Source organism: Microbacterium sp. NPDC056003, from assembly GCF_042274785.1.
Taxonomy (GTDB): Bacteria; Actinomycetota; Actinomycetes; order Actinomycetales; family Microbacteriaceae; genus Microbacterium.
The window spans coordinates 859,283-880,238 of sequence record NZ_JBHJXQ010000001.1 but is presented as its reverse complement, the minus strand read 5'-3'; the positions used below and the strand labels follow the sequence as shown (position 1 = coordinate 880,238).

The window sequence follows — 20,956 nt, the reverse complement described above, 5'->3', positions numbered from 1 at the left end:
ACGACGAGGGCTGGATGGCCCTCGCCACCGACCGCGCGACCGAGCGGATCGCCCGAGTCGAGGCCCTCGACGACCAGCTCAAGGCGGGGTCCGAGCTGTCGACGATCGAACGGCTCGAACTGTGGAACGACGCCGACCTGGCGCTGGCCGAAGCCCTCAGCGCCGTCTACCTGCTGAGCGAGGCGCACCCCGACGACGCGGTGCGCGAAGCGGCGGAGGCCCAGGTGCAGGCGGTGGAGGCGCTCAGCAGTGCCCGGCTGCTCGACCGCGACCTCTGGGCCGTCTTCGCCGAGGCAGATGCTTCGGGGCTCGACGACGACGCCGCGCGCCTGCTGTCGCACCTGCTCCGCGACTTCCGACGCGGCGGCGTCGACCTCGACGACGAGAAGCGGGCGTGCGTGCGCGAGCTCACCGACCGCGACACCGAACTGTCGCTCATCTTCTCCCGGAACGTGCGCGACGGCCGCCGCGAGATCACGGTGCCCGCCGATGCCCTGACCGGGCTGCCGCAGGACTTCATCGACGCGCACCCCGTCGGCGCCGACGGGCGGGTCACCCTCACCACCGACTACACCGACCTGCTGCCGGTGCGCGAGTTCGCGGCCGAGCGCGCGACCCGGGTGGCCCTCCTGAGCGCGTACAACGACCTCGCGTGGCCCGAGAACGACAGCGTGCTCGCCGAGCTGCTCGAGGTGCGGGCCGAACGGGCCGAGCTGCTCGGCTTCGCCGATTGGGCCGATTACGAGACCGAGACGAGGATGATCGGCTCGGGTCCCGAGATCCCCGCTTTCCTCTCGAGACTGGATGCCGCGTCCGCCGACGCCGCGACCGTCGAGCACGCCCGGCTGCTGGAGCGGCTGCGCCGTGACGAGCCCGACGCCGACGTCGTCACGATCGCCGACTTCTGGTACCTGCTCGGCGCGCTCAAGCGTGAGGAGTACGACGTCGACGCGCAGCTGGTGCGCTCCTACCTCCCGTTCGACCGGGTGCGGGCGGGTGTGCTCGACGTCACCGGGCGCCTGCTCGGCGTCGAGTACCGCCCCGTCGACGTGCCGACCTGGCACGAGGACGTGGCGAGCTACGACGTGCTGCGCGACGGTGAGCGCATCGGCCGCATCCACCTCGACCTGCACCCGCGCCCCGGCAAGTTCAGCCACGCGGCGTGCTTCCCGCTCGTGCCCGGGGTCTCGGGAAGGTCGCTTCCCGAGGCCGTGCTGCTGTGCAACTTCCCGCGGGGACTTCTCGCGCACGACGACGTCGTGACCTTCTTCCATGAGTTCGGGCACCTCGTGCACGACATCCTCGGCGCCGACCAGCGCTGGGTGCGCTTCAGCGGCGTCGCGACCGAGTGGGACTTCGTCGAGGCGCCGAGCCAGCTCCTCGAGGAGTGGGCGTGGGACGCCGACGTGCTGCGGTCGTTCACGGCGAACGCCGAGGGCGAGCCGATCCCGGCCGAGCTCGTCGAGAAGATGCGCGTCGCCGACGCGTTCGGCCGTGCTCTCGAGGTGCGGCGCCAGCTCGGCCACGCGAACGTGTCGTACCGACTGCACGTCGATCGTCCGGGCGACCTCCAGGCCGAGACCGAGCGGCTGTACTCCGAGACCAGCCCGGTCCAGCCGCTGCCGGACCTCCACCCCTATGCGGGCTTCGGGCACCTCACGGGGTACGGCGCCTGCTACTACACGTACCAGTGGAGCCTGGTGATCGCCCGCGACCTGCTCTCGGGCTTCGGCCAGGGGCTCATGGACGAGCAGACCGCGCACCGCTATCGCCGCGAGATCCTCGAGCCCGGCGGGTCGCGCGACGCCCGCGATCTCGTGGCGGCCTTCCTCGGCCGGGAGTACTCGTTCGACGCGTACCGGGGGTGGCTCGCGGGGGCCTGAGGCCGCGGCATCCCGAGTCCCTGATCCGCTGCCCGCGAGCCGCGTTCGCGCCCTCCACAGCACCCGTCGCCGCGCATGCCGAATACACAGGTCGGCGGGGTAGTCTTCACCTGCCCGAGCCGCAGTTCGCTGCGCCCAGAACACTGGTGTCGTCGAGGGCGTCGTCTCCGCCCCTCGCCACTGTCGGATGCACCCTCCGCTGGGACGAGTGTGCGAGTCTGCGCCACTCCATCCCCCCGATGAGATCGCCGACCCCCGATCCCCTAGAAGCGGAGACACTCGATGTCCGACAACGCCTCGCCCGCCCGAAACGACGCGGCCGAAGACACCAGCACCCACCCGTTCGATCGCCTGATGGCGAACGCCGCCGCCCCGGTCGCGCAGACCGCCCCCCCAGGCTTCACCACGGCCTTCCGCGGCTACGACAAGGAAGAGGTCGACGCGGCGGTCGCCGGCCTCAACGCGCGCGTGCGCGCGGCGACCGAGCAGGTGACGCTGCTCAAGCAGAACCAGCGGCGCGCCAGCGCGGCGGTGTCGCAGAGCCGCGAGAAGGCCGACCGCCTCGAGAGCGAGCTCGCCGCCGCGACCGCGCAGCGCGAGGAGGCACTGGAGCGTCTCGAGACCGAGGTGGCCGCCGCTGCGGCGCGCGACCGCGACGCCGTCGCCCGCCTCGAAGCCGAGCTCGCGGCGGTCCAGGCGAAGCTCTCGAACGCCGAGCACCGCGTGCAGGCGCTCACCGAAGAGCTGGTCAGCGCGACCGAGGAGTCGGCGTCGCCGAACCGCCCGCAGTTCGAGGAGATCCTCCGCGTCGCCGAGGACCAGGCGAGTGTCGTGCTGCGCAACGCGACCGTGCAGGGCGAGCGCCTGCTCGCCGCCGCGCACGAAGACATCGACAACCGCCGCAAGGATGCCAAGGCCGAAGCCGATGCGATCATCTCGCAGGCCCAGCACGAGGCCCAGCAGGTGCGTCTGCGCATCGACACCGAGCTCACGGCGCACCAGGCGCGCATCGAGCGCGAGGCCGCCCACGCGGCCGAGAAGGTCTCGCAGGCCGAGCGCGAGGCGGCGGCGATCCGCTCCGAGGCGGAGAAGGGCGTCGCGACGCTGCGGTCGATGGTCGCCCGCGAGACCGCGCACGCTCGCTCGGAGGCCGAGGAGGCGGTGCGCGAGCTGCGCGTCCGCGCCCTCGAGTTCGAGGCATCCCTCACCCGCCGTCAGGACGACGCGCAGCAGGAGTTCCTCGTGCTGCACAACCAGGCCGTCGCCCACGCCGAGCGCATCACCCAGGACGCCAACGACCAGGTCGCCGCGTCGCTCGAGCACGCGCAGCGGGTGTCGGCGAAGGCGGACGACTTCGAGCGTCTCGTGCGCGCCCAGGCCCAGCAGGTGGAGGCGGATGCCGCCCTGCGCGCCCGTGAACAGCTCGACCAGGCCCGCGCCAAGGCGCAGCAGATCATCGACCTGGTCACGAGCCACTCGCAGGCCGTGCTGCGCGACGCCGAAGACCGCACGCGCCAGCTGCGCTGGCAGCAGCATCAGCTGACGAGCTTCATGGCCGAGGTGAAGGACCTCATCCGTCCGACCGCGCCGCTCGACCTCGCCGACGCCGGCGTGCCGACCGAGACGGATGCGGTCGCCGAGACGGATGCGGTCGCCGAGACCGATGCGGTCGCCGAGACCCTCGAGGACGCCGCGCCGATCGAGCACGTCGTGCACGCGGCGGACGTCGACGCGGAGCACGACGGGCATGACGCGTCCGGCGCCGAGGCTGCCGAGGGTGACCAGCCGGAGTCGTCTGACGCGGATGACTCCGCGGGTGACGCCGACGCGGACGACGCGGAGCAGCCCGCCGAGCAGGCGGCGGAGGACGACGCCGACGCCGACGCCGAGCAGCGCGCTGAGGACGCGGAGCAGCCCGCCGGCGCCTGACCCCGTCCGCACCGTCCCACACGTGAGAAGGGCAGGATCCGCAGCGGCGGATCCTGCCCTTCGGCGTTCCCGGGTGTCAGACCCGCGCGGTCTCCCGCGCGATCGCGGCCACGAAGGCGTCGATGTCGTTCTCGGAGGTGTCGAACGAGCACATCCAGCGCACCTCGTTCTTCGCGGCATCCCAGTCGTAGAAGCGGAAGGATTCGCGCAGCCGGTCGGCGACGCCGTCCGGCAGAGTCGCGAACACGCCGTTGGCCTGCGTCGGGTGCGTGAACGCCACGCCCTGGATGGATCCGTCGGCGAGCCCCGCCTCGATGCCTGCCCGCAGGCGCTGGGCCATCGCGTTGGAATGCGCTGCGTTCCGGTGCCACAGGTCGCCGTCGAGCAGCGCCACGAGCTGCGCCGAGACGAACCGCATCTTCGATGACAGCTGCATGTCGAGCTTGCGGAGGTAGGTGAGTCCCTGCGACGCATCGGGGTTCAGCACCACGATCGCCTCGCCGAGCATCGCGCCGTTCTTGGTGCCGCCGAAGCTCAGCACGTCGACGCCCGCGTCGCGCGTGAAGGTGCGGAACGGCACGTCCAGCGAGGCAGCCGCGTTCGAGATGCGCGACCCGTCCATGTGCAGGCGCATGCCATGGCCGTGCACGTGGTCGGCGATCGTGCGGATCTCGTCGACCGAATAGAGGGTGCCGAGCTCGGTGGACTGCGTGATCGAGACCACGAGCGGCTGAGCCCGGTGCTCGTCGCCCCAGCCCCAGGCCTCGCGATCGATCAGCTCGGGCGTGAGCTTGCCGTCGTCGGTCGGAACGCTGAGGATCTTGATCCCGCCGACGCGCTCGGGCGCACCGCCCTCGTCGACGTTGATGTGCGCCGTGGTCGCCGAGATCACGGCGCCCCAGCGGGGGAGCATCGACTGCAGCCCCACGACGTTCGCCCCGGTGCCGTTGAACACCGGGTACGCCTCGACCCCCTCGCCGAAGTGGCGGGCCATCACGGACTGCAGCCGCTCGGTGTAGATGTCCTCGCCGTAGGCGACCTGGTGGCCGTCGTTGGCGGCGGCGATGGCCGCGAGCACCTCGGGGTGGATGCCGGAGTAGTTGTCGGATGCGAAGCCGCGGAGGTTCGGGTCGTGGATCGTGCTCACGGATGTCCAATCTAGCTGCGTGTCGTGACTCAGGATGAGCTGTCGGGTCGGGGTGCGGGGACCGCGTGGTTCCGCGGCCGGGTCGACGGGGGCTCGGCGGCGGTCCTGAGAACGGTACGCAGGTGGCGCGGCACGTCGGCCGGTGCGCCCGGGTCAGAGGGCGGGGTCGGTCAGCTCGACGATGGTGTCGTTGACCTCGGCGGCCTCGCTCGCCCAGAGGTCGGCGAACCGCTGTGCGAGCGCTTCTTCGAGGCCGTCGAGGCTCTTGACGCGGAAGATGACGGATGCCGCGGCCAGCGGTGCGCCCGCATCCCGAGCTGCCTTCGCGAACCCCTGGGCGACGGCCCGCGTCCACGCCTCGGTCGCGGCCTTGACGGCGGCGTAGTTCGCGCCGCCGGAGAGGGGGCGGGCGACCGCGGTCGACGAGACGACGGCCAGGCGGGCCGCCTCGGATCCGCGGAGGTCGACGTCGAACGTGCGGCTGACGTGGCGCAGCGCGGTGAACGACCGCTCGAGGAACCGGTAGTCGTCGTCGCTCTGCCCGGCGAGTCCGCCGCCGCCGCGCCAGCCGCCGACGAGGTGAAGCACCCCGTCGACCGGTCCGTCGGCGGCGTGCACGCGCTCCGCCAGTGCCGTGACATCGTGCTCGTCGGTCAGGTCGCACACCTCGGTGCGGATGCCGGGAGCCGCTTCCGCCAGCTCGTCGAGCCGGCCGGCGTCCCGGCCGACGGCGACGACCCGCGCCCCGGCCGAGGCCAGGACGCGGGCTGCCGCGAGACCGGAGGCGCTGGTCGCCCCGGCGATCAGCACGAGCCGACCGGCGACCCCGGCGTCAGGCACCGGTGATACCGGCCGTCGACTCGATGACCGGCTTCATCTTCTTGTCGAGCGCCTCGAAGAACATCGACAGCGGGAACTCGTCGTCCATGACCGCGTCGGTGTAGCCCTTCGGCGCGCCGGCGAGGATCTCGTCGGGAAGCCCGCGGGCCCAGGCCGACGCCGGGTTGGGCGTGAGCGTGCCGCGCACGAGATCATAGGCGGCGAGCCAGTGCGCCTTCTTCGGGCGGTCGATCGAGCGCCAGTAGAGCTCGTCGATCGCGTCCGCGAGGGCGACGACCGCAGCGGGCACGTCGTCCCAGTCGAAGGCGAGGGCCGTGTCGGTCCAGTGCAGCACGCCGCGCTGGTGCAGCCACGCGAACAGCAGCTGGCCGCCGAGCCCGTCGTAGTTGCGCACCCGCGACCCGGTGATCGAGAACCGGAAGATGCGATCGAAGATCACCGCGTACTGCACGAGCTTCGCGTGCTCGAGCATCTCGGTCTCGGCCGCCGACAGGTCGTCACGGGCCGACAGGCGGCCCTGGATCGCGACGCACTCGCGGAAGGCGGTGAGGTCGCAGCGCAGCTCCTCGAGCGAGTACAGGAAGTACGGCATCCGCTGCTTGATCATGAACGGGTCGAACGGCAGGTCGCCGCGCATGTGCGTGCGGTCGTGGATGATGTCCCACATCACGAACGTCTTCTCGGTCAGCGACTGGTCGTCGAGCATGCGCGCGGCGTCGGCGGGCAGGTCGAGCTTGGTGATCTCGGCCGCCGCACGGACGACGCGGCGGTAGCGCGCGGCCTCGCGATCCTGGAAGATCGCGCCCCACGTGAACGACGGGATCTCGCGCATCGCGACCGTTTCGGGGAAGAGCACGGCGCTGTTGGTGTCGTAGCCCGGCGTGAAGTCGAGGAACCGCAGCGACACGAACAGCCTGTTGGTGTACTCGGTCTCGAGCTCGGCGATGAAGTCGGGCCAGATGACCTCGACGAGGACGGCCTCGACGTGACGGTCCGACGATCCGTTCTGCGTGTACATGGGGAAGACGACGAGGTGGCGGATGCCGTCGACGCGGTGCTGCTGGGGCTGGAAGGCCACGAGCGAGTCGAGGAAGTCGGGCACGCCGAAGCCCTCGCTCATCCAGCGCTCGAAGTCGCGGACGGATGCCTCGAGATAGGCGGCGTCGTGGGGGAAGCGCGGTGCGAGCTCGGCGATCGACGCGATGATCGTCGTGACGTGCTCGCGCGCCTGCGGGTGGGCCGCGGCATCCGGAATCGAACCGTCCTTGACCTGCAGGTCCTGCAGTGCGGTCGCGGCGGCCTTCAGCGCGAGCCAGGCGGACGAGGCCTCGACGCCCCGGGCGTCCTCGACGACCTCGGGTTCGCCGACGATGGCCTGCGCTGCAGAAGTCGGGCTGGTGGGCATGGTGAACCTCCGATCGGTCGAGTGGACTCCTCCGATTGTACGGGAGAACTTCCGGCGTTTCCGCCTGACCGCCGGAAACATTCCTGTCGGCGGCGATCTCCATTGGTATCCTCGACGCATGCTCAGCTCCGACGCCCCGTCCGAGACGGCGGCACCCGTCGACGATCCGATCGACACGATCATCGTGCGCGAGGTGTCGCTGAACGCGCGGGCCACCCTCGCCGAACTGTCGGCCGCCGCAGGTCTCTCGGTATCGGCGGTGCAGACCCGCCTGCGCCGGCTCGAATCCCGCGGGGTGATCACCGGCTACCGCGCCCTCATCGACGCGGAGGCGGTCGGTAAGCCGCTGTCGGCGTTCGTCGAGATCACACCGCTCGATCCCGCGCAGCCCGACAACGCGCCCGAGATGCTCGAGCACCTCACCGAGATCGAGGCGTGTCACTCCATCGCCGGCGATGCGAGCTACATCCTCTTCGTGCGCGTGAGCACGCCCCGACATCTGGAGTCGCTGATCCGAGACATCCGCCTCGCCGCCTCGGTCAACACGCGCACCACGGTCGTGCTCCAGACCTTCTACGAGAACCGGCCGATCCTGCCCGCCTGACCGCGGTCTCCCGACGCCTGCCGTCAAAGCGTCGGGAGAAACCAGGGTGTCAGGGGTCCGGAGCGGCCGCGCTGCGGCGTTTCGCCCGACGCTTTGACGCCCACGCCGCGCCACCGTCAGGCGACACGCCGAGGGTGGAGGTCGCGGCGGGGGCCGCGTGCGGCGTGTCTCCTGAATCTGGGCCGCGGTCGGCGGCGCAGGCGCGCCTCGCGGGTACAGTCGGGCAGGTGGAGGGGTCCAGCGGGATCGGCGAGCACGCGCGCGGGCGCGGGGTGCTCCTCGTGCGCAACGCGCAGTCGGGGGCAGCCGTGGTGCGGTCCGATCCGGCCGCGGTGTTCGCGCAGCGGCTGCCCCAGGCGGTCGTGCACGAGTTGGCAGACGGCGAGGACATCGACGACGTCGTCGCTGCGGTCATGGCGTCGGCGACCCCGCCCGAGGTGCTCGGGGTCTACGGCGGGGACGGGTCGGTGTCGCGCATGGCGCACCTCGCCCGCCGCCACGACCGGCCGATGCTCGCCATGCCGGGCGGAACCTTCAACCATTTCGTCCGCGCGCTCGGCCTCGACGGCGTGGAGGTCGCGATCGATGCGCTCGAGGCCGGATCGACGGTCTCGGTGGGCGTCGCGGAGGCGTCGGCCGACGACGACGAGCCGGTGACGGTCCTCAATGTCGTGTCGGTCGGGGCGTATCCCGAGCTGATCGAGGAGCGGGAGCGCCGCAGCAGCCTCGGCAAGTGGCTCGGCGGGGTCGCGGCGACGTGGAGTGCGCTGCGCCGCACCGAGCCGCTGACGATCGTCCTCGACGGGCGCCGCGCCCGCGTGTGGTCGGTGTTCGTCAGCGCGGGGCGCAACGATCCCGACCGCGTCGCGACGATGCAGCGGCAGGAGGCGGATGCCTCGGAGCTCGACGTGCGCATCCACCATGCGCGCGGGTCGCGTGTGCGGGCGCTGGCCTCGCTGGCCTTCGGCAAGCGCACAGCCGCGGTGCTCCGCGCGGTGCGGCTCTTCCCGCGCGACGCCGACATCGAGCGCCGGGTGGTGCGCGAGCTCGACCTGCGGGTCATCCCCGCGCCGGGGCATCCGTCGGTCTTCGTGCATGACGGCGAGCTCGAGGAGCGCGACCCTGCCGGCTTCCGCCTGCGGTGCGTCGCGGTGCCCGACGCCCTGCGGGTCTACGCGCCGCGCCCGTGACGGTCCGGGGGATCGAACGCGCGGACGACGGATGCCGCGACCCATCGGGCCGCGGCATCCGTTTCGTCCTGCTCAGTCGTGCTGGGGGAAGCCCAGGTTCAGACCACCGTGCGAGGGGTCGAGCCAGCGCGAGGTGACCGCCTTCTCCGCCGTGAAGAAGTCGAAGCCGTGCGGGCCGTACGCCTTCGCGTCGCCGAACAGCGAGGCCTTCCAGCCGCCGAAGGAGTGGTAGGCGACCGGCACGGGAATCGGCACGTTGATGCCGATCATGCCGACCTGCGCCTCGCGCTGGAAGCGGCGAGCCGCACCGCCGTCGTTCGTGAAGATCGCCGTGCCGTTGCCGTAGAGGCTCGAGTTGATGATGTCGAGGCCGTCCTCATAGCCCTCGACGCGCACGACCGAGAGCACCGGGCCGAAGATCTCATCGGTGTACACCGACGAGGTGGTCGGCACCCTGTCGATGAGCGTCGGCCCGAGCCAGAACCCGTTCGCGTCGCCGTCGATCTCGGCGTCGCGGCCGTCGACGACGACCGTCGCGCCGTCGGTTCCGGCGACGTCGATGTACGACGTCACCTTGTCGCGGTGCTGGCCGGTGATGAGCGGGCCCATGTCGCAGCCCTTCATGCCGTCGCCGGTGCGCAGCGTCGCCATGCGCTCCGACACCTTCTGCACGAACTCATCGGCGATGGTGTCGACGGCCAGGACGACCGAGATCGCCATGCAGCGCTCACCGGCCGAGCCGAAGCCGGCGTTCACTGCGGCGTCGGCGGCGAGGTCGAGGTCGGCGTCGGGGAGCACCAGCATGTGGTTCTTCGCACCGCCGAGGGCCTGCACGCGCTTGCCGTGGCCCGTCGCCGTCTCGTAGACGTACTTCGCGATGGGGGTGGAGCCGACGAACGAGATCGCCCGCACGTCCGGGTGCTCGAGGAGCGCGTCGACGGCCTCCTTGTCGCCGTGGACGACGTTGAGCACGCCGTCGGGGAGCCCCGCCTCCTTGAGGAGCGCGGCCATCCAGTTCGCGGCGGTCGGGTCCTTCTCGGACGGCTTGAGGATCACCGCGTTGCCGGCGGCCAGCGCGATCGAGAAGAACCACAGCGGAACCATCGCCGGGAAGTTGAACGGGCTGATGATGCCCACGACGCCGAGTGGCTGACGCAGCGTGTAGACGTCGATCCCCGTCGAGACGTTCTCGGAGTACGCGCCCTTGGTCAGGTGGCCGAGTCCGCACGCGAACTCGACGACCTCCATGCCGCGCGCGATCTCGCCGAGCGCGTCGGAGAGCACCTTGCCGTGCTCGGCGGTGAGGATCTCGGCGAGTTCGCCCTTACGGGCGTTGAGCAGCTCGCGGAAGGCGAACATGACGGTCTGGCGCTTGGCGATGGAGGCGTCGCGCCACTGCGCCCACGCCTCGGAGGCCACGTCGACCGCGGCTCCGACGTCCGCCTTCGATGCGAACCGCACCTGCTTCTGCACCGTTCCGAACGCGGGGTTGTAGACCTGGCCGGTCCGCTCGGACTCGCCGGCCCAGGCGGCCCCGCGCACCCAGTGCTCGAGGATCGTCGTCGTGGACTGGTCGGTCCGCTCCAGGGTCGTCGTGTCGGTCATCGTGTGTTCCTGCCCTTCATTGGGAAGCCCTCCTCGTGAGAGGACGCGCACGCGTCAGAAGAGGTCATCTTCGACGCTCGTCAAGGCTTCATCGTAGATCGACATCGCCTGCGATACCTCGGCGTCGGTGACGACGCACGGGGGCACCACGTGGATGCGGTTGTCGGCGGCGAAGGGCATGAGGCCCCTCGACGTCAGTTCCTTCTTCAGCTTTCCGATCACGTCGGCGCCCACCGGCTCGCGGGTCTCCCGATCGGCGACGAGCTCCATGGCCCAGAAGACGCCTTCGCCGCGCACCTCGCCGATGAGCGGATGCTTCGCCTCGAGCTCGCGCAGGCCGGGGCCGATGGCGTCCGCGCCGACCCGCCGGGCGTTCTCGACGATGCCCTCGCTCTCCATCGCATCGATGGAGGCGACGATGGATGCCGCGGCCAGCGGGTGCCCGGAATAGGTGAGGCCGCCGGGGAAGACCCGCTCGTCGAAGGTCGCCGAGATGGCATCCGAGATGATGACGCCGCCGACCGGCACGTAGCCGGAGTTGACGCCCTTCGCGAAGGTGACGAGATCGGGCACCACGTCGTAGCCCTGGAACGCGAACCAGCGCCCCGTGCGGCCGAAGCCCGCCATCACTTCGTCGAGGATCAGCACGATGCCGTACTTGTCGGCGAGAGCCCGGACGCCGGCGAGGTAGCCGGGCGGCGGAAGCATGATGCCGGCGGTGCCGGGGATCGACTCGAGCAGGAGCGCTGCGATCGTCGACGGGCCCTCGGACTGGATCACCCGCTCGAGATGCTGCAGCGCGCGCGCCGACTCCTCCTCCGGCGTGGTGGCCCAGAACTCGGTGCGGTACAGGTACGGGCCGAAGAAGTGCACGTGCCCGCGGGCGTACTGGTTCGGCATCCGTCGCCAGTCGCCCGTCGCGACGATCGCCGCGCCGGTGTTGCCGTGGTACGAGCGGTAGGTGGAGAGCACCGTGTCGCGGCCGGTGTGCAGGCGGGCCATGCGGATGGCGTTCTCGATCGCGTCGGCGCCGCCGTTCGTGAAGAAGACCTTCGCGAAGCCCTCGGGAGCCTTCGAGAGGATGCGCTGAGCGGCCCGGCCGCGTGCCAGGTTGGCCGTCGCGGGTCCGATCGTCGCGAGTTCGGCGGCCTGCTGCTGGATGGCCGCGACGACGGCGGGATGCTGGTGCCCGATGTTAACGTTCACCAGCTGGCTGGAGAAGTCGAGCATCCGGTTGCCGGCGTGGTCCCACACGACGGTGCCGGATCCGCCGGCGATGACGGGCAGATCGAGGCCCGCCTGCGCCGACCACGAGTGGAAGACGTGGTCGCGGTCGAGCTGCTTCGCCGTGGCGTCGAGGTCGTCGGACATCTGTCCTCCTGGGGATGAGTGCGTATTCGTCTCCTCGCTACGCTCGTCGCTCATCGACCGGGGGTCAACCGACGATCCCGGTCGATGAACGAGCGAAGCGAACGAAACGTCCGGGGTGCCGCTAGTTGCCGCCCTCCTCGAGGACGACGTCCATGGGCGTGAAGGACTCACCCGTGAGGTCGATGCCGTCGGCCTCGAGCTCGTCCAGCGCCTGCTGGATGTACTCGTTCGACCAGGCGCTCGCCGGCGGCTCCTCGGTGATGAGGTGGGCACCGGTCTCGTTGACGGCCGAAAGCGCGCCGTCCACGGTCCGCTGCCACGCGGTCTCGTCGATGATGCCGATGCCGTCTGCCGACGGCCAGATCAGCTTGTTGATCTCGTTCATCATCCACAGCTCGTGGCTCGGACCCCACGCCGAACCGTTCTCGATCGTGAGAAGGGCTGCCTCCTCGGGGTTGTCCCGTGCGTACACCCAGCCCTTGACGACGGCCTTCAGGAAGGCGACCGCCGTGTCGGCGTACGCCTCGTCGCTCTCGAGCCGCTCGGTGTCGGCCCAGATCGCGTCCTGGAGCATGGCGCCGACGGTGTCTTCGTAGCTGATGACGTTGAAGTCCTCGGGCTGGTAGAGCTCGCCGGTGTCGGGGTTCACCGTCTCGAGCAGCTGCGCGTACTCGTTGTAGGTCATCGCCTGCGCGGCGTCGATGTCGCCCTGCAGGAACGCGTTCATGTTGAAGTCCTGCGTGATGATCTGCACGGTGGTCGAGTCGAGGCCCTCCGCCGCCATGGCCGCGAAGATCTCCCACTCGTTGCCGAAGCCCCAGGAGCCGATCGTCTTGCCCTCGAAGTCGGCGACGGACTCGATGCCGGAGTCGGCCCACGACACCTGGAGCGTTCCCGAGCGCTGGAAGATCTGGGCGATGTCGGTGAGGTTGGCGCCCGCCTCGATCGAACCGAGCACCTTGGGCACCCAGGCGATCGCGAAGTCGACGTCGCCGTTGGCCAGCGCGTCCTGGGGGACGATGTCGCCGCCGGACGGGATGATCTCGACCTCCAGCCCCTCCTCCTCGAAGTACCCCTGATCGATCGCGGCGAAGTAGCCGGCGAACTGGGCCTGCGGCAGCCACTGGAGCTGGAGCTTGACCGGTGTCAGCTCGCCGCTGTCCGGGTCGCCGCTCGCGTCGGGGCTGTCCCCGCCGCCGGAGCATCCGGCGAGCAGGAGCGCGGCCGACAGGGCGAACGCGCCCGTTGCGAGCGCGCGACGTGTGCTGTGTCTCATGTCGTTCCTTTCCGTCCCCTCACGGGGAGTCGCTGCGGTGGTGCATTGCCGGCCTCGCAGGGGCGAGGACGTCGTGCGAGGCGGCGCATCATCGCGCCCCTCCGGTCGGGATGCGGCGGAGCACGAGCCACTCCAGCAGCGCCGTCGCGAGGTAGAAGACGAGACCCAGGGCGATCGCCGCGGCGACGTAGGCCCACGCGCGCGCATAGGCGCTCGTCGCCGCGGACGTCGCGATGAACGTGCCGAGACCGCCCCGCGGCCCGCCGAAGTACTCGGCGACGAGGGCGGAGATCACCGCGAGCGAGCTCGCGATGCGGATGCCGGTCATCAGGTACGGCACGGCGGTGGGCAGGGTGACGAGACGGAACGTCTGCGACCCCGAGGCCGCGTACACGTGCATCAGGTCGCGGTGGACGGGCCGGGTCTGGCGGAGGCCCCGCAGGGTGTTGACGAACACGGGCACGAATGCGGCGAGCGCGGCGATGGCCTGGCGGCCGAACTGGCTGTCGGCGCCGAACATCGAATTGAGCACCGGAGCCAGCGCCACGATCGGCACGACCGCGAGCGACGCGACGATCGGCGCCGACATCCTGTCGACGACGCGCCAGCGCGCCGCGAGCGCAGCCAGCAGGATCGCGAGCAGTGTGCCGACGACGAGTCCGAGGAGCGCGTTCGTCCCCGTGATGACGGTGGCCTGCAGGATGGCCGGCCAGAACTCGACGAGCTGCTGCAGGATCGCCGCGGGGCTCGGGAGCAGGTAGTCCGAGACGCCGACGACCGTCACCAGGACCTGCCACAGCGCGAGTCCGAGCAGACCGACCACGATCGGCGCGATCACCCGCAGGCGCCGCTCGGCGGCCGGGCTCCATCCCGCCCGCGGCGCCGACCGCACGGTGGTCATCGCTCCTCCGCACCGCGGGGCGCGGCGCCACCCGGTCGCGCGGGCGGCACGCCGTGCAGGGCCTCGCGCACCGCGGTGACCTTGGCGAAGAAGGCCGGTGTCTCGCGCAGTGACTCGTCGCGTGCGGCATCCGCTCCGAATCCCGTCTCGATGACGTCGGTGATCCGTCCCGGACGCGGCGACATGACGACCACACGATCCGACAGGAACACCGCCTCCGGGATCGAGTGGGTCACGAACACCACGGCGGCGCCCGTCTCCGCGGCGATGCGCGACAGCTCGGCCTGCATGCGCTCGCGGGTCATCTCGTCGAGCGCGCCGAACGGCTCGTCCATCAGCAGCAGTCGCGGCTGCTCGGCCAGGGCGCGCGCGATGGCGACGCGCTGCTGCATGCCGCCGGAGAGCTGATCGGGATGCCGGTCGGCGAAGTCCGACAGACCCACCAGCTCGGCGAGCCGGGCGACCCGCTCCTTGCGCTCGGCGGCCCCGACGCCGTGCAGCTCGAGCGGCAGGGCGATGTTCGCGGCGACCGTGCGCCACGGGAGGAGCCCGGCCTGCTGGAACGCGATGCCGTAGTCCTGGTCGCGCCGGGCGCGATGCGCGGGCTTGCCGAACACCTCGACCGTGCCCGCCGTCGCCGCGTCGAGGTCGGCGATGAGTCGCAGCAGCGTCGACTTGCCGCATCCCGATGGTCCGATGAGCGAGACGAACTCGCCCTCGGCGACCGTGAGCTCGATGCCGTCGAGCGCAGTGACGTCGCCGGCCTTCGAAGGGAACACCTTCGACGCCCCGTGCACGCTCACCGCGGCCGCCCGGGTCACGGGCTCCACGCTCGTCGCCGTATCGGTCATCAGGCCGCCTCTCCTCGTCGGTAGTCCTTCAGGAACACGCCCAGCAGCGCCACGGAGCCCGCCGCGACCAGGCCGAGCGCGACCGCGCCGAAGATCGGGCTCCAGGCCTTCGCGGGGTCGCCCGACGCCTGGCCGGCGAACTGGATCAGCAGGCGTCCGATGCCGCCCTGCAGTCCGGTCGAGACCTCGGCGACGACCGCGCCGATGACGGCGTTCGCCGCGCCGAGTCTCAGTGCGGGGAGCAGGTAGGGGACGGATGCCGGCAGTCGCAGCTTCACGAGCGTCGGCCAGTACCCGGCGGCGTAGGTGTGCATGAGCTCGGTGTGGATGCGATCGGGGGACTGCAGGCCGCGCAGGGCCCCGACGGCGATCGGGAAGAAGGCGAGGTACGACGCGATCAGGGCGACCGACATCCAGTCCTGCCACTCCCAGCCGCCGATCTCGATGCGCGATCCCCAGCTCTTGACGATCGGCGCGAACGCGATGAGCGGCACGGTCTGGCTGAGGATGATCCAGGGGAGCAGGCCCCACTCGGCGAGGCGCCAGCGCTGCATGAGCAGGGCGAACGCGAAGCCCACGATCATCCCGACGACCCAGCCCACCGCCGCGATGCCCAGGGTCGTCAGCGCGCCGAGCGCGATGACGCCCCACAGCGGCGGAGCGCCCTCCTGCCGGGTGACGGGCTCGAACAGCCGGCCCACCATCACCCACACGTGGGGCATGGCCAGGTCGGTCGTGCGCGGCAGGATGCGCAGCCCGGCGACGACCACGCCGTCCTCGGGCGCGAGCCACTTGTACAGCTCCCAGACGATCACGACCGCCGCGACGCCGACGATCCCCCACAGCCACGCGAGACCGGAGCGGCGCGGGCGCGGACGCGGGGCGCGCGCCGGATGAGCCGGATCGCCCGGCGCGGCGATCTGGGTCTCGATGCCGGCGGTGCTCGTCATGCCTTCGCCGTGACGTGGGCCGAGAGCGCGGGGATGACGGTCTCGCCGTACACCCGCATCGTCTCCTCCTTGTTGTCGTGCTGGAGGTAGCCCGCGAACTGGGTCACGCCGAGGGCGCGCAGCTGCTCCAGCTTGGCGATGTGCTCGTCGGCGGTGCCCAGGATGCAGAACCGGTCGACGATCTCGTCGGGAACGAAGTCGACGTGGTCGTTGTCGGCCTTGCCGTGGGTGTTGTAGTCGTACCCCTGGCGTCCCGCGATGTAGTCGGTGAGCGCGTCGGGCACGGCGCCGTGCTCGCCGTACTTCGCGACGATGTCGGCGACGTGGTTGCCCACCATCCCGCCGAACCACCGGCACTGCTCGCGCATGTGATGCCAGTCGTCTCCGATGTACATCGGCGCGGCGACGCAGAACGAGATGGCGTCGGGGTCGCGGCCGGCGGCGGCCGCGGCATCCCTCACCGTCTTGATCATCCACGCGGCGATGTCGACATCCGCCAGCTGCAGGATGAACCCGTCGCCCACCTCTCCCGTGAGCTTGAGCGCGAGCGGGCCGTATGCGGCGACCCAGACCTCGAGCTCCGACCCGCGGCTCCACGGGAACTGCAGGGTGGCGCCCTTGTACTCGACCGGCCGCGAGTTCGCGAGCTCGCGGATCACGTGGATCGACTCGCGCAGCTCCGACATCGTGACCGGCTTGCCGTTGGTCACGCGCACCGCCGAGTCGCCCCGTCCGATGCCGCAGATCGTGCGGTTGCCGTACAGCTCGTTGAGGGTGGCGAAGACGGATGCCGTCACCGTCCAGTCCCGGGTCGCCGGGTTCGTCACGAACGGACCGACGGTCACGCGCTTGGTCGCGTTGAGGATCGCCGAGTGGATGACGTACGGCTCCTCCCACAGCAGGTGCGAGTCGAAGGTCCACACGTGGCTGAAGCCGTGGGCCTCCGCGAGCTGTGCGAGCTGCACGGTGCGCGCGGCGGGCGGGTTGGTCTGAAGGACGACTCCGAAGTCCATGATCTCGATACGCTCCGCTCCTCGATCGGCGATGTCAGATGAGGTACTGCGACAGGCCGCGCGTGAGGAACCGGCCGTCGCCCTTGGCGCCGAGGTAGGCGCCGCCGTCGACGACGACCTTGCCGCGCGAGATGACGGTGTCGACATGGCCGTCGATCTCGAATCCCTCCCATGCGGAGTGGTCCATGTTCATGTGGTGGGATGCCGCCGAGATCGTCGTGTGCCCATTCGGGTCGTACACGACGACGTCTCCGTCGGCGCCCGGCTGGATCACGCCCTTCCGTCCGTACAGACCGAACATGCGGGCCGGGGTCGTGCTCGTGAGCTCTACCCAGCGCTCGAGGGTGATCTTGCCGGTCACGACGCCCTGGTACATGAGGTCCATGCGGTGCTCGACCGAGCCGATCCCGTTGGGGATCGCGCGGAAGTCGTCGAGTCCGAGCTCCTTCTGGCCCTTCATGCAGAACGGGCAGTGGTCGGTCGAGACCATCTGGATGTCGTTCGTGCGCAGCGCTTGCCACATGTGGTGCTGGTGGCCCTCGTCGCGGCTGCGCAGCGGCGTCGAGCACACCCACTTCGCGCCCTCGAACTGGCCCCACTCCTCGCTGAACCCGCCGAGCTGCTCCTCGAGCGACAGGTACAGGTACTGCGGACAGGTCTCGCCGAAGACGTTCCAGCCCTGGTCTCTCGCCCAGGCGATCTGGTCGACCGCCTGCTTGGCGCTCACATGCACCGTGTACAGGGGCGCGCCGGTGAGGTTGGCGAGCATGATCGCGCGGTGCGTCGCCTCCTCCTCCATCTGCCAGGCCCGGGCGATGCCGTGGTAGTACGGCGCCTTCTTGCCGGCCTCGGCCAGCTGCGCGGCGAGCACGTCGATGGCGGGGCCGTTCTCGGCGTGCATCATCGTGAGCAGGCCGGTCTCGGCGGACACCTGCATCGCCTTCAGCACCTGCGCGTCGTCGGAGTAGAACACTCCGGGGTACGCCATGAAGAGCTTGAAGCTCGAGACGCCCTCGTCGAGGAGGCCCCGCATCGCGGCGAGCGAGTCGTCGTCGACCCCGCCGATGATCTGGTGGAACCCGTAGTCGATCGCGCAGTTGCCGGCGGCCTTCTCGTGCCAGGCGGCCAGTCCGTCCTGCACGCGCTCGCCGTACTTCTGAACGGCGAAGTCGATGATCGACGTCGTCCCGCCCCACGCCGCGGCCCGCGTGCCCGTCTCGAACGTGTCGGACGCAGCGGTGCCGCCGAACGGCAGCTCCATGTGCGTGTGCGCGTCGATGCCGCCCGGGATCACATACTTGCCCGTGGCGTCGATGACGGTGTCGACCGATGTCGACAGGTCGGTTCCCAGCAGCTGCGAGCCCGGTGCCAGCACGGCGGCGATGGTCTCGCCGTCGATGAGCACGTCGGCCTGGCTGCGGCCGGTGGCGGACACGACGGTTCCGCCGGTGATGAGTGTGGTGGTCATGTCAGTCCTCTTTCTTCGTCGAGGCCCGAAGCTCGCCTGTCACGAACTGTCGTCCTCGACGACACTTCGTGACAGGGGAGCAGGGGGTGAGAGGGCTCGCGGGTATCGCAGGCATCGCGGGCATCACGGCTTCGCGATCCGGGTGTAGGAGTCGGGCCGGCGGTCGCGGTAGAACTGCCAGTCGTCGCGCATCTCCTGCACCATGTTCAGGTCGAGGTCGCGCACGAGCAGCTCCTCGCTGTCGCCCGAGCCGCGCTCGCCGACGAAGTTGCCGCGCGGGTCGATCACCTGGCTCGTGCCGTAGAAGTCGACGGCGAGGTCGCCGTACTCGTTGTCCTCGCGCCCGACGCGGTTCGGCTGCAGCACGAAGTAGCCGTTCGCGACGGCGGCGGCGGGGCCCTCGACCTCCCAGAGCCGGTTCGACAGCCCGGGCTTGGTGGCGTTCGGGTTGAAGACCATGTGCGCGTCGGCGAGGCCGAGCTCGCGCCATCCCTCGGGGAAGTGCCGGTCGTAGCAGATGTACATCCCGATCCGCCCGACCGCGGTGTCGAACACCGGGTAGCCGAGGTTGCCCGGACGGAAGTAGAACTTCTCCCAGAACCGGTCGAGGTGCGGCAGGTGGTGCTTGCGGTACTTGCCGAGGATCCTGCCGTCCGCGTCGACCAGCACCGAGGTGTTGTAGTACACGCCGGTCTCGGCCTCTTCGTAGATCGGCAGCACCATGACCGTTCCGAGCTCCTTCGCGACCGACGCGAAGCGCTGCACGATCGGCCCGTCCGCCTGCTCCGCGAAGCGGTAGTACTTCTTGTCCTGCGTGATGCCGAAGTACGGCCCGTAGAACAGCTCCTGGAAGCACACGACCTGCGCACCCTGGGCCGCGGCATCCCTCGCGAATCCCTCGTGCTTATCGAGCATCGACTCCTTGTCACCTGTCCAGGAAGTCTGCGAAATAGCCGCTCGTACCGTCGTCATGTTGTCTCCGTCCGTGCTCGATCGAGGTCCCTCGGGCTGGGACCGACGGGGCGAGACCTGGGGGCTGCCTTGCCCCTGATCCTGTCGACTCGACGTTTCCCGTCGGTTTCGGCCTGTGACGCGACAGTAAAGCCTCGTCCCGCGCGCCGCAATGGTCGGCTGGGCAGACCATAGGAGTGCTGGCGCTCGCGGGCCGCTGCATCCCGGGACGGATGCCCGCACCGGCGCTGTACATCTCGGGACGGATGCCGCGGCATCCGCTCTCGCGTACCGTGAAACGGTGTTCCGCAGCCTGAAGCCGTACCAGCTCCTCGTCGACGTGGTGGTCGCTGGGCTGTTCGCGGCGATCGCACTGCCGCTGGAGATCCAGTACACGGACCCGCTCAACGGATTCTCGTTCGGCCTGCTGTCGGCGGTCGTCATGACGCTGCTGCTCGCGGCCGCGCTGGCGGTGCGACGGCTGTCGCCGGGCATCGCGCTCGGGGTGGCGTGGCTGGCCGCGATCGCGCAGATGTCGTTCGGCCGGCCCCCGGGGGTCGCCGACGTCGCCATCTTCGCGGTGCTCTACGCGACGGCCGCGTACGGCACGCAGCGGGTGTTCTGGCTGGGCTTCGCCTCGTCGTTCCTCGGCGCCGTCGTCATCACGGTGTACCTCGCGATCGGGCCGTACTTCGGGTCGGGCAGCGGCGTGACGTGGAGCACCATTCCGATCGCGCTGGCGGTGCTCGTGGCGGCCGGGTTCGCGCTGCTGCTGTCGTGGACGGTCGGCGCCCTCGTGCGCACGTCGCTGCGGGCGCGCGAGAACCGCCGGGCGCAGGAGCGCGCCGAGGCCGAGGCCGTCGTCGAGCAGGAGCGCGTGCGGATCGCCCGCGATATGCACGACGTCGTCGCCCACTCGCTCGCGGTGGTGATCGCCCAGGCCGACGGGGCGCTTTATGCCATCGCGTCCGCCGCGTCGACTGCCGGCGAAGCCGGTGTGTCGAGACCATCCGATCCCTCGGTCGCGACGGCCACGCTCGCCACGATCTCGACCACCGCACGCACCGCGCTCGCCGATGTGCGGCTGCTGCTGACGCAGCTGCGCCACAGTCAGGCCGACGGGCCGCAGCCGACGCTCGCCGACCTCGAGGCGCTCTACGCCCAGGTGCGCGCGGCCGGCGTCGACCTGCGCGTCGACGTGGATCCGGCGCCGAGCGGCGAACCGCCAACCGGCGTGCAGCTGGCGGTGTACCGCATCCTGCAGGAGGCGCTCACCAACGCACTGCGCCACGGCGACGGCGGCACCGTCGACGTGCGGCTCGCGTGGCACCCCGCGCGAGTCGAGCTCGAGGTCGGCAACGGCGTCGCGGAGCCGGCGGCGCCGCCCGCCGCGGGCCACGGCGTGATCGGCATGCGGGAGCGGGCTCAGCTCGTGGGCGGCAGCCTCGCCGCGACAGCCGAGGGTGCGAGATTCGTCGTGCGCGCCTCGCTTCCGATCGGGGCGGCCACGTGAGCCGGGGTCCATGCGACGTAACGGCGGAGATCGTCCACGACACGCCGGTGACGGATGTC

At 70.6% G+C, this 20,956-nt stretch carries 17 protein-coding genes; 5 read left to right on the top strand and 12 right to left on the bottom strand.

Features of this window, described 5'->3' with window-relative positions; translation table 11 throughout:
* The first annotated feature begins 14 nt into the window (after positions 1-14).
* Both ACFC1W_RS04050 and ACFC1W_RS04045 read left to right on the top strand, forming a co-directional pair.
* The gene (locus tag ACFC1W_RS04050) at positions 15-1,883 is read left to right on the top strand and encodes a M3 family metallopeptidase (protein WP_375991406.1); all 1,869 of its coding nucleotides are present in this window, start codon (positions 15-17) and stop codon (positions 1,881-1,883) included.
* A gap of 282 nt (positions 1,884-2,165) precedes the next feature.
* Positions 2,166-3,812, top strand: a complete 1,647-nt coding sequence (locus ACFC1W_RS04045) for a hypothetical protein (protein ID WP_375988912.1) — start codon at positions 2,166-2,168, stop codon at positions 3,810-3,812.
* Positions 3,813-3,888: 76 nt separating this feature from the next.
* Here the strand turns inward: ACFC1W_RS04045 and ACFC1W_RS04040 are convergent, their stop codons facing one another.
* The 3 genes from ACFC1W_RS04040 to ACFC1W_RS04030 form a co-directional block, all read right to left on the bottom strand.
* A complete protein-coding gene (locus ACFC1W_RS04040; protein WP_375988910.1) occupies positions 3,889-4,959 on the bottom strand; it encodes a threonine aldolase family protein in 1,071 nt (356 codons plus the stop codon).
* Positions 4,960-5,112: 153 nt separating this feature from the next.
* On the bottom strand, positions 5,113-5,799 hold the full coding sequence (locus tag ACFC1W_RS04035) for an SDR family NAD(P)-dependent oxidoreductase (RefSeq protein ID WP_375988908.1): 687 nt from the start codon (positions 5,797-5,799) through the stop codon (positions 5,113-5,115).
* Entirely contained in the window at positions 5,792-7,204 is a 1,413-nt protein-coding gene (locus ACFC1W_RS04030) for a DUF6421 family protein (RefSeq protein WP_375988906.1), read from the bottom strand. The genes ACFC1W_RS04035 and ACFC1W_RS04030 overlap by 8 nt, the downstream gene beginning before the upstream one ends.
* A 118-nt stretch (positions 7,205-7,322) precedes the next feature.
* On the opposite strand from ACFC1W_RS04030, the gene ACFC1W_RS04025 reads away from it, so the two are divergent.
* Together ACFC1W_RS04025 and ACFC1W_RS04020 are read left to right on the top strand one after the other, a co-directional pair.
* Complete coding sequence (locus ACFC1W_RS04025) at positions 7,323-7,808, top strand: Lrp/AsnC family transcriptional regulator (protein ID WP_375988903.1); 486 nt, start codon at positions 7,323-7,325, stop codon at positions 7,806-7,808.
* 227 nt (positions 7,809-8,035) lie between these two features.
* On the top strand, positions 8,036-8,998 hold the full coding sequence (locus ACFC1W_RS04020; RefSeq protein ID WP_375988901.1) for a diacylglycerol/lipid kinase family protein: 963 nt from the start codon (positions 8,036-8,038) through the stop codon (positions 8,996-8,998).
* A gap of 72 nt (positions 8,999-9,070) precedes the next feature.
* Here the strand turns inward: ACFC1W_RS04020 and ACFC1W_RS04015 are convergent, their stop codons facing one another.
* The 9 genes from ACFC1W_RS04015 to ACFC1W_RS03975 all read right to left on the bottom strand — a co-directional run bounded on the left by ACFC1W_RS04015 (position 9,071) and on the right by ACFC1W_RS03975 (position 19,405).
* On the bottom strand, positions 9,071-10,603 hold the full coding sequence (locus tag ACFC1W_RS04015) for a CoA-acylating methylmalonate-semialdehyde dehydrogenase (protein ID WP_375988900.1): 1,533 nt from the start codon (positions 10,601-10,603) through the stop codon (positions 9,071-9,073).
* Between the two features lie 54 nt (positions 10,604-10,657).
* On the bottom strand, positions 10,658-11,974 hold the full coding sequence (locus ACFC1W_RS04010) for an aspartate aminotransferase family protein (protein WP_375988898.1): 1,317 nt from the start codon (positions 11,972-11,974) through the stop codon (positions 10,658-10,660).
* A gap of 121 nt (positions 11,975-12,095) precedes the next feature.
* Positions 12,096-13,250 (bottom strand): ABC transporter substrate-binding protein, encoded by a 1,155-nt coding sequence (locus tag ACFC1W_RS04005; RefSeq protein ID WP_241112985.1) that lies wholly within the window; start codon positions 13,248-13,250, stop codon positions 12,096-12,098.
* 88 nt (positions 13,251-13,338) lie between these two features.
* Positions 13,339-14,151 carry an ABC transporter permease gene (locus ACFC1W_RS04000; RefSeq protein WP_375988896.1) on the bottom strand — a complete coding sequence of 271 codons (813 nt, stop codon included), beginning with the start codon at positions 14,149-14,151 and terminating at the stop codon, positions 13,339-13,341.
* The gene (locus tag ACFC1W_RS03995; RefSeq protein ID WP_375988894.1) at positions 14,148-15,002 is read right to left on the bottom strand and encodes an ABC transporter ATP-binding protein; all 855 of its coding nucleotides are present in this window, start codon (positions 15,000-15,002) and stop codon (positions 14,148-14,150) included. Before ACFC1W_RS03995 ends, ACFC1W_RS04000 begins: the two co-directional genes overlap by 4 nt.
* Positions 15,002-15,952: an ABC transporter permease gene (locus tag ACFC1W_RS03990; protein ID WP_375988892.1), complete on the bottom strand. Its 951-nt coding sequence runs from the start codon at positions 15,950-15,952 to the stop codon at positions 15,002-15,004. Before ACFC1W_RS03990 ends, ACFC1W_RS03995 begins: the two co-directional genes overlap by 1 nt.
* The gene (locus tag ACFC1W_RS03985) at positions 15,949-16,965 is read right to left on the bottom strand and encodes a TIGR03842 family LLM class F420-dependent oxidoreductase (RefSeq protein ID WP_375988890.1); all 1,017 of its coding nucleotides are present in this window, start codon (positions 16,963-16,965) and stop codon (positions 15,949-15,951) included. Before ACFC1W_RS03985 ends, ACFC1W_RS03990 begins: the two co-directional genes overlap by 4 nt.
* 34 nt (positions 16,966-16,999) lie before the next feature.
* Positions 17,000-18,433 (bottom strand): dihydropyrimidinase, encoded by a 1,434-nt coding sequence (hydA, locus tag ACFC1W_RS03980; RefSeq protein WP_375988887.1) that lies wholly within the window; start codon positions 18,431-18,433, stop codon positions 17,000-17,002.
* A gap of 123 nt (positions 18,434-18,556) precedes the next feature.
* The gene (locus ACFC1W_RS03975) at positions 18,557-19,405 is read right to left on the bottom strand and encodes a nitrilase-related carbon-nitrogen hydrolase (protein WP_375988885.1); all 849 of its coding nucleotides are present in this window, start codon (positions 19,403-19,405) and stop codon (positions 18,557-18,559) included.
* Between the two features lie 280 nt (positions 19,406-19,685).
* On the opposite strand from ACFC1W_RS03975, the gene ACFC1W_RS03970 reads away from it, so the two are divergent.
* Positions 19,686-20,897 (top strand): sensor histidine kinase, encoded by a 1,212-nt coding sequence (locus ACFC1W_RS03970; protein WP_375988883.1) that lies wholly within the window; start codon positions 19,686-19,688, stop codon positions 20,895-20,897.
* The last annotated feature ends 59 nt before the right edge of the window (positions 20,898-20,956 follow it).

Coding starts and splice junctions, on each gene's coding strand:
- ACFC1W_RS03985 (WP_375988890.1), bottom strand. CDS start 16,965: ATGGACTTCGGAGTCGTCCTTCAGACCAACCCGCCCGCCGCGCGCACC.
- hydA (WP_375988887.1), bottom strand. CDS start 18,433: ATGACCACCACACTCATCACCGGCGGAACCGTCGTGTCCGCCACCGGC.
- ACFC1W_RS04030 (WP_375988906.1), bottom strand. CDS start 7,204: ATGCCCACCAGCCCGACTTCTGCAGCGCAGGCCATCGTCGGCGAACCC.
- ACFC1W_RS04010 (WP_375988898.1), bottom strand. CDS start 11,974: ATGTCCGACGACCTCGACGCCACGGCGAAGCAGCTCGACCGCGACCAC.
- ACFC1W_RS04005 (WP_241112985.1), bottom strand. CDS start 13,250: ATGAGACACAGCACACGTCGCGCGCTCGCAACGGGCGCGTTCGCCCTG.
- ACFC1W_RS03995 (WP_375988894.1), bottom strand. CDS start 15,002: ATGACCGATACGGCGACGAGCGTGGAGCCCGTGACCCGGGCGGCCGCG.
- ACFC1W_RS03990 (WP_375988892.1), bottom strand. CDS start 15,952: ATGACGAGCACCGCCGGCATCGAGACCCAGATCGCCGCGCCGGGCGAT.
- ACFC1W_RS04015 (WP_375988900.1), bottom strand. CDS start 10,603: ATGACCGACACGACGACCCTGGAGCGGACCGACCAGTCCACGACGACG.
- ACFC1W_RS04025 (WP_375988903.1), top strand. CDS start 7,323: ATGCTCAGCTCCGACGCCCCGTCCGAGACGGCGGCACCCGTCGACGAT.
- ACFC1W_RS04045 (WP_375988912.1), top strand. CDS start 2,166: ATGTCCGACAACGCCTCGCCCGCCCGAAACGACGCGGCCGAAGACACC.
- ACFC1W_RS04000 (WP_375988896.1), bottom strand. CDS start 14,151: ATGACCACCGTGCGGTCGGCGCCGCGGGCGGGATGGAGCCCGGCCGCC.
- ACFC1W_RS04050 (WP_375991406.1), top strand. CDS start 15: ATGGCCCTCGCCACCGACCGCGCGACCGAGCGGATCGCCCGAGTCGAG.
- ACFC1W_RS03975 (WP_375988885.1), bottom strand. CDS start 19,405: ATGACGACGGTACGAGCGGCTATTTCGCAGACTTCCTGGACAGGTGAC.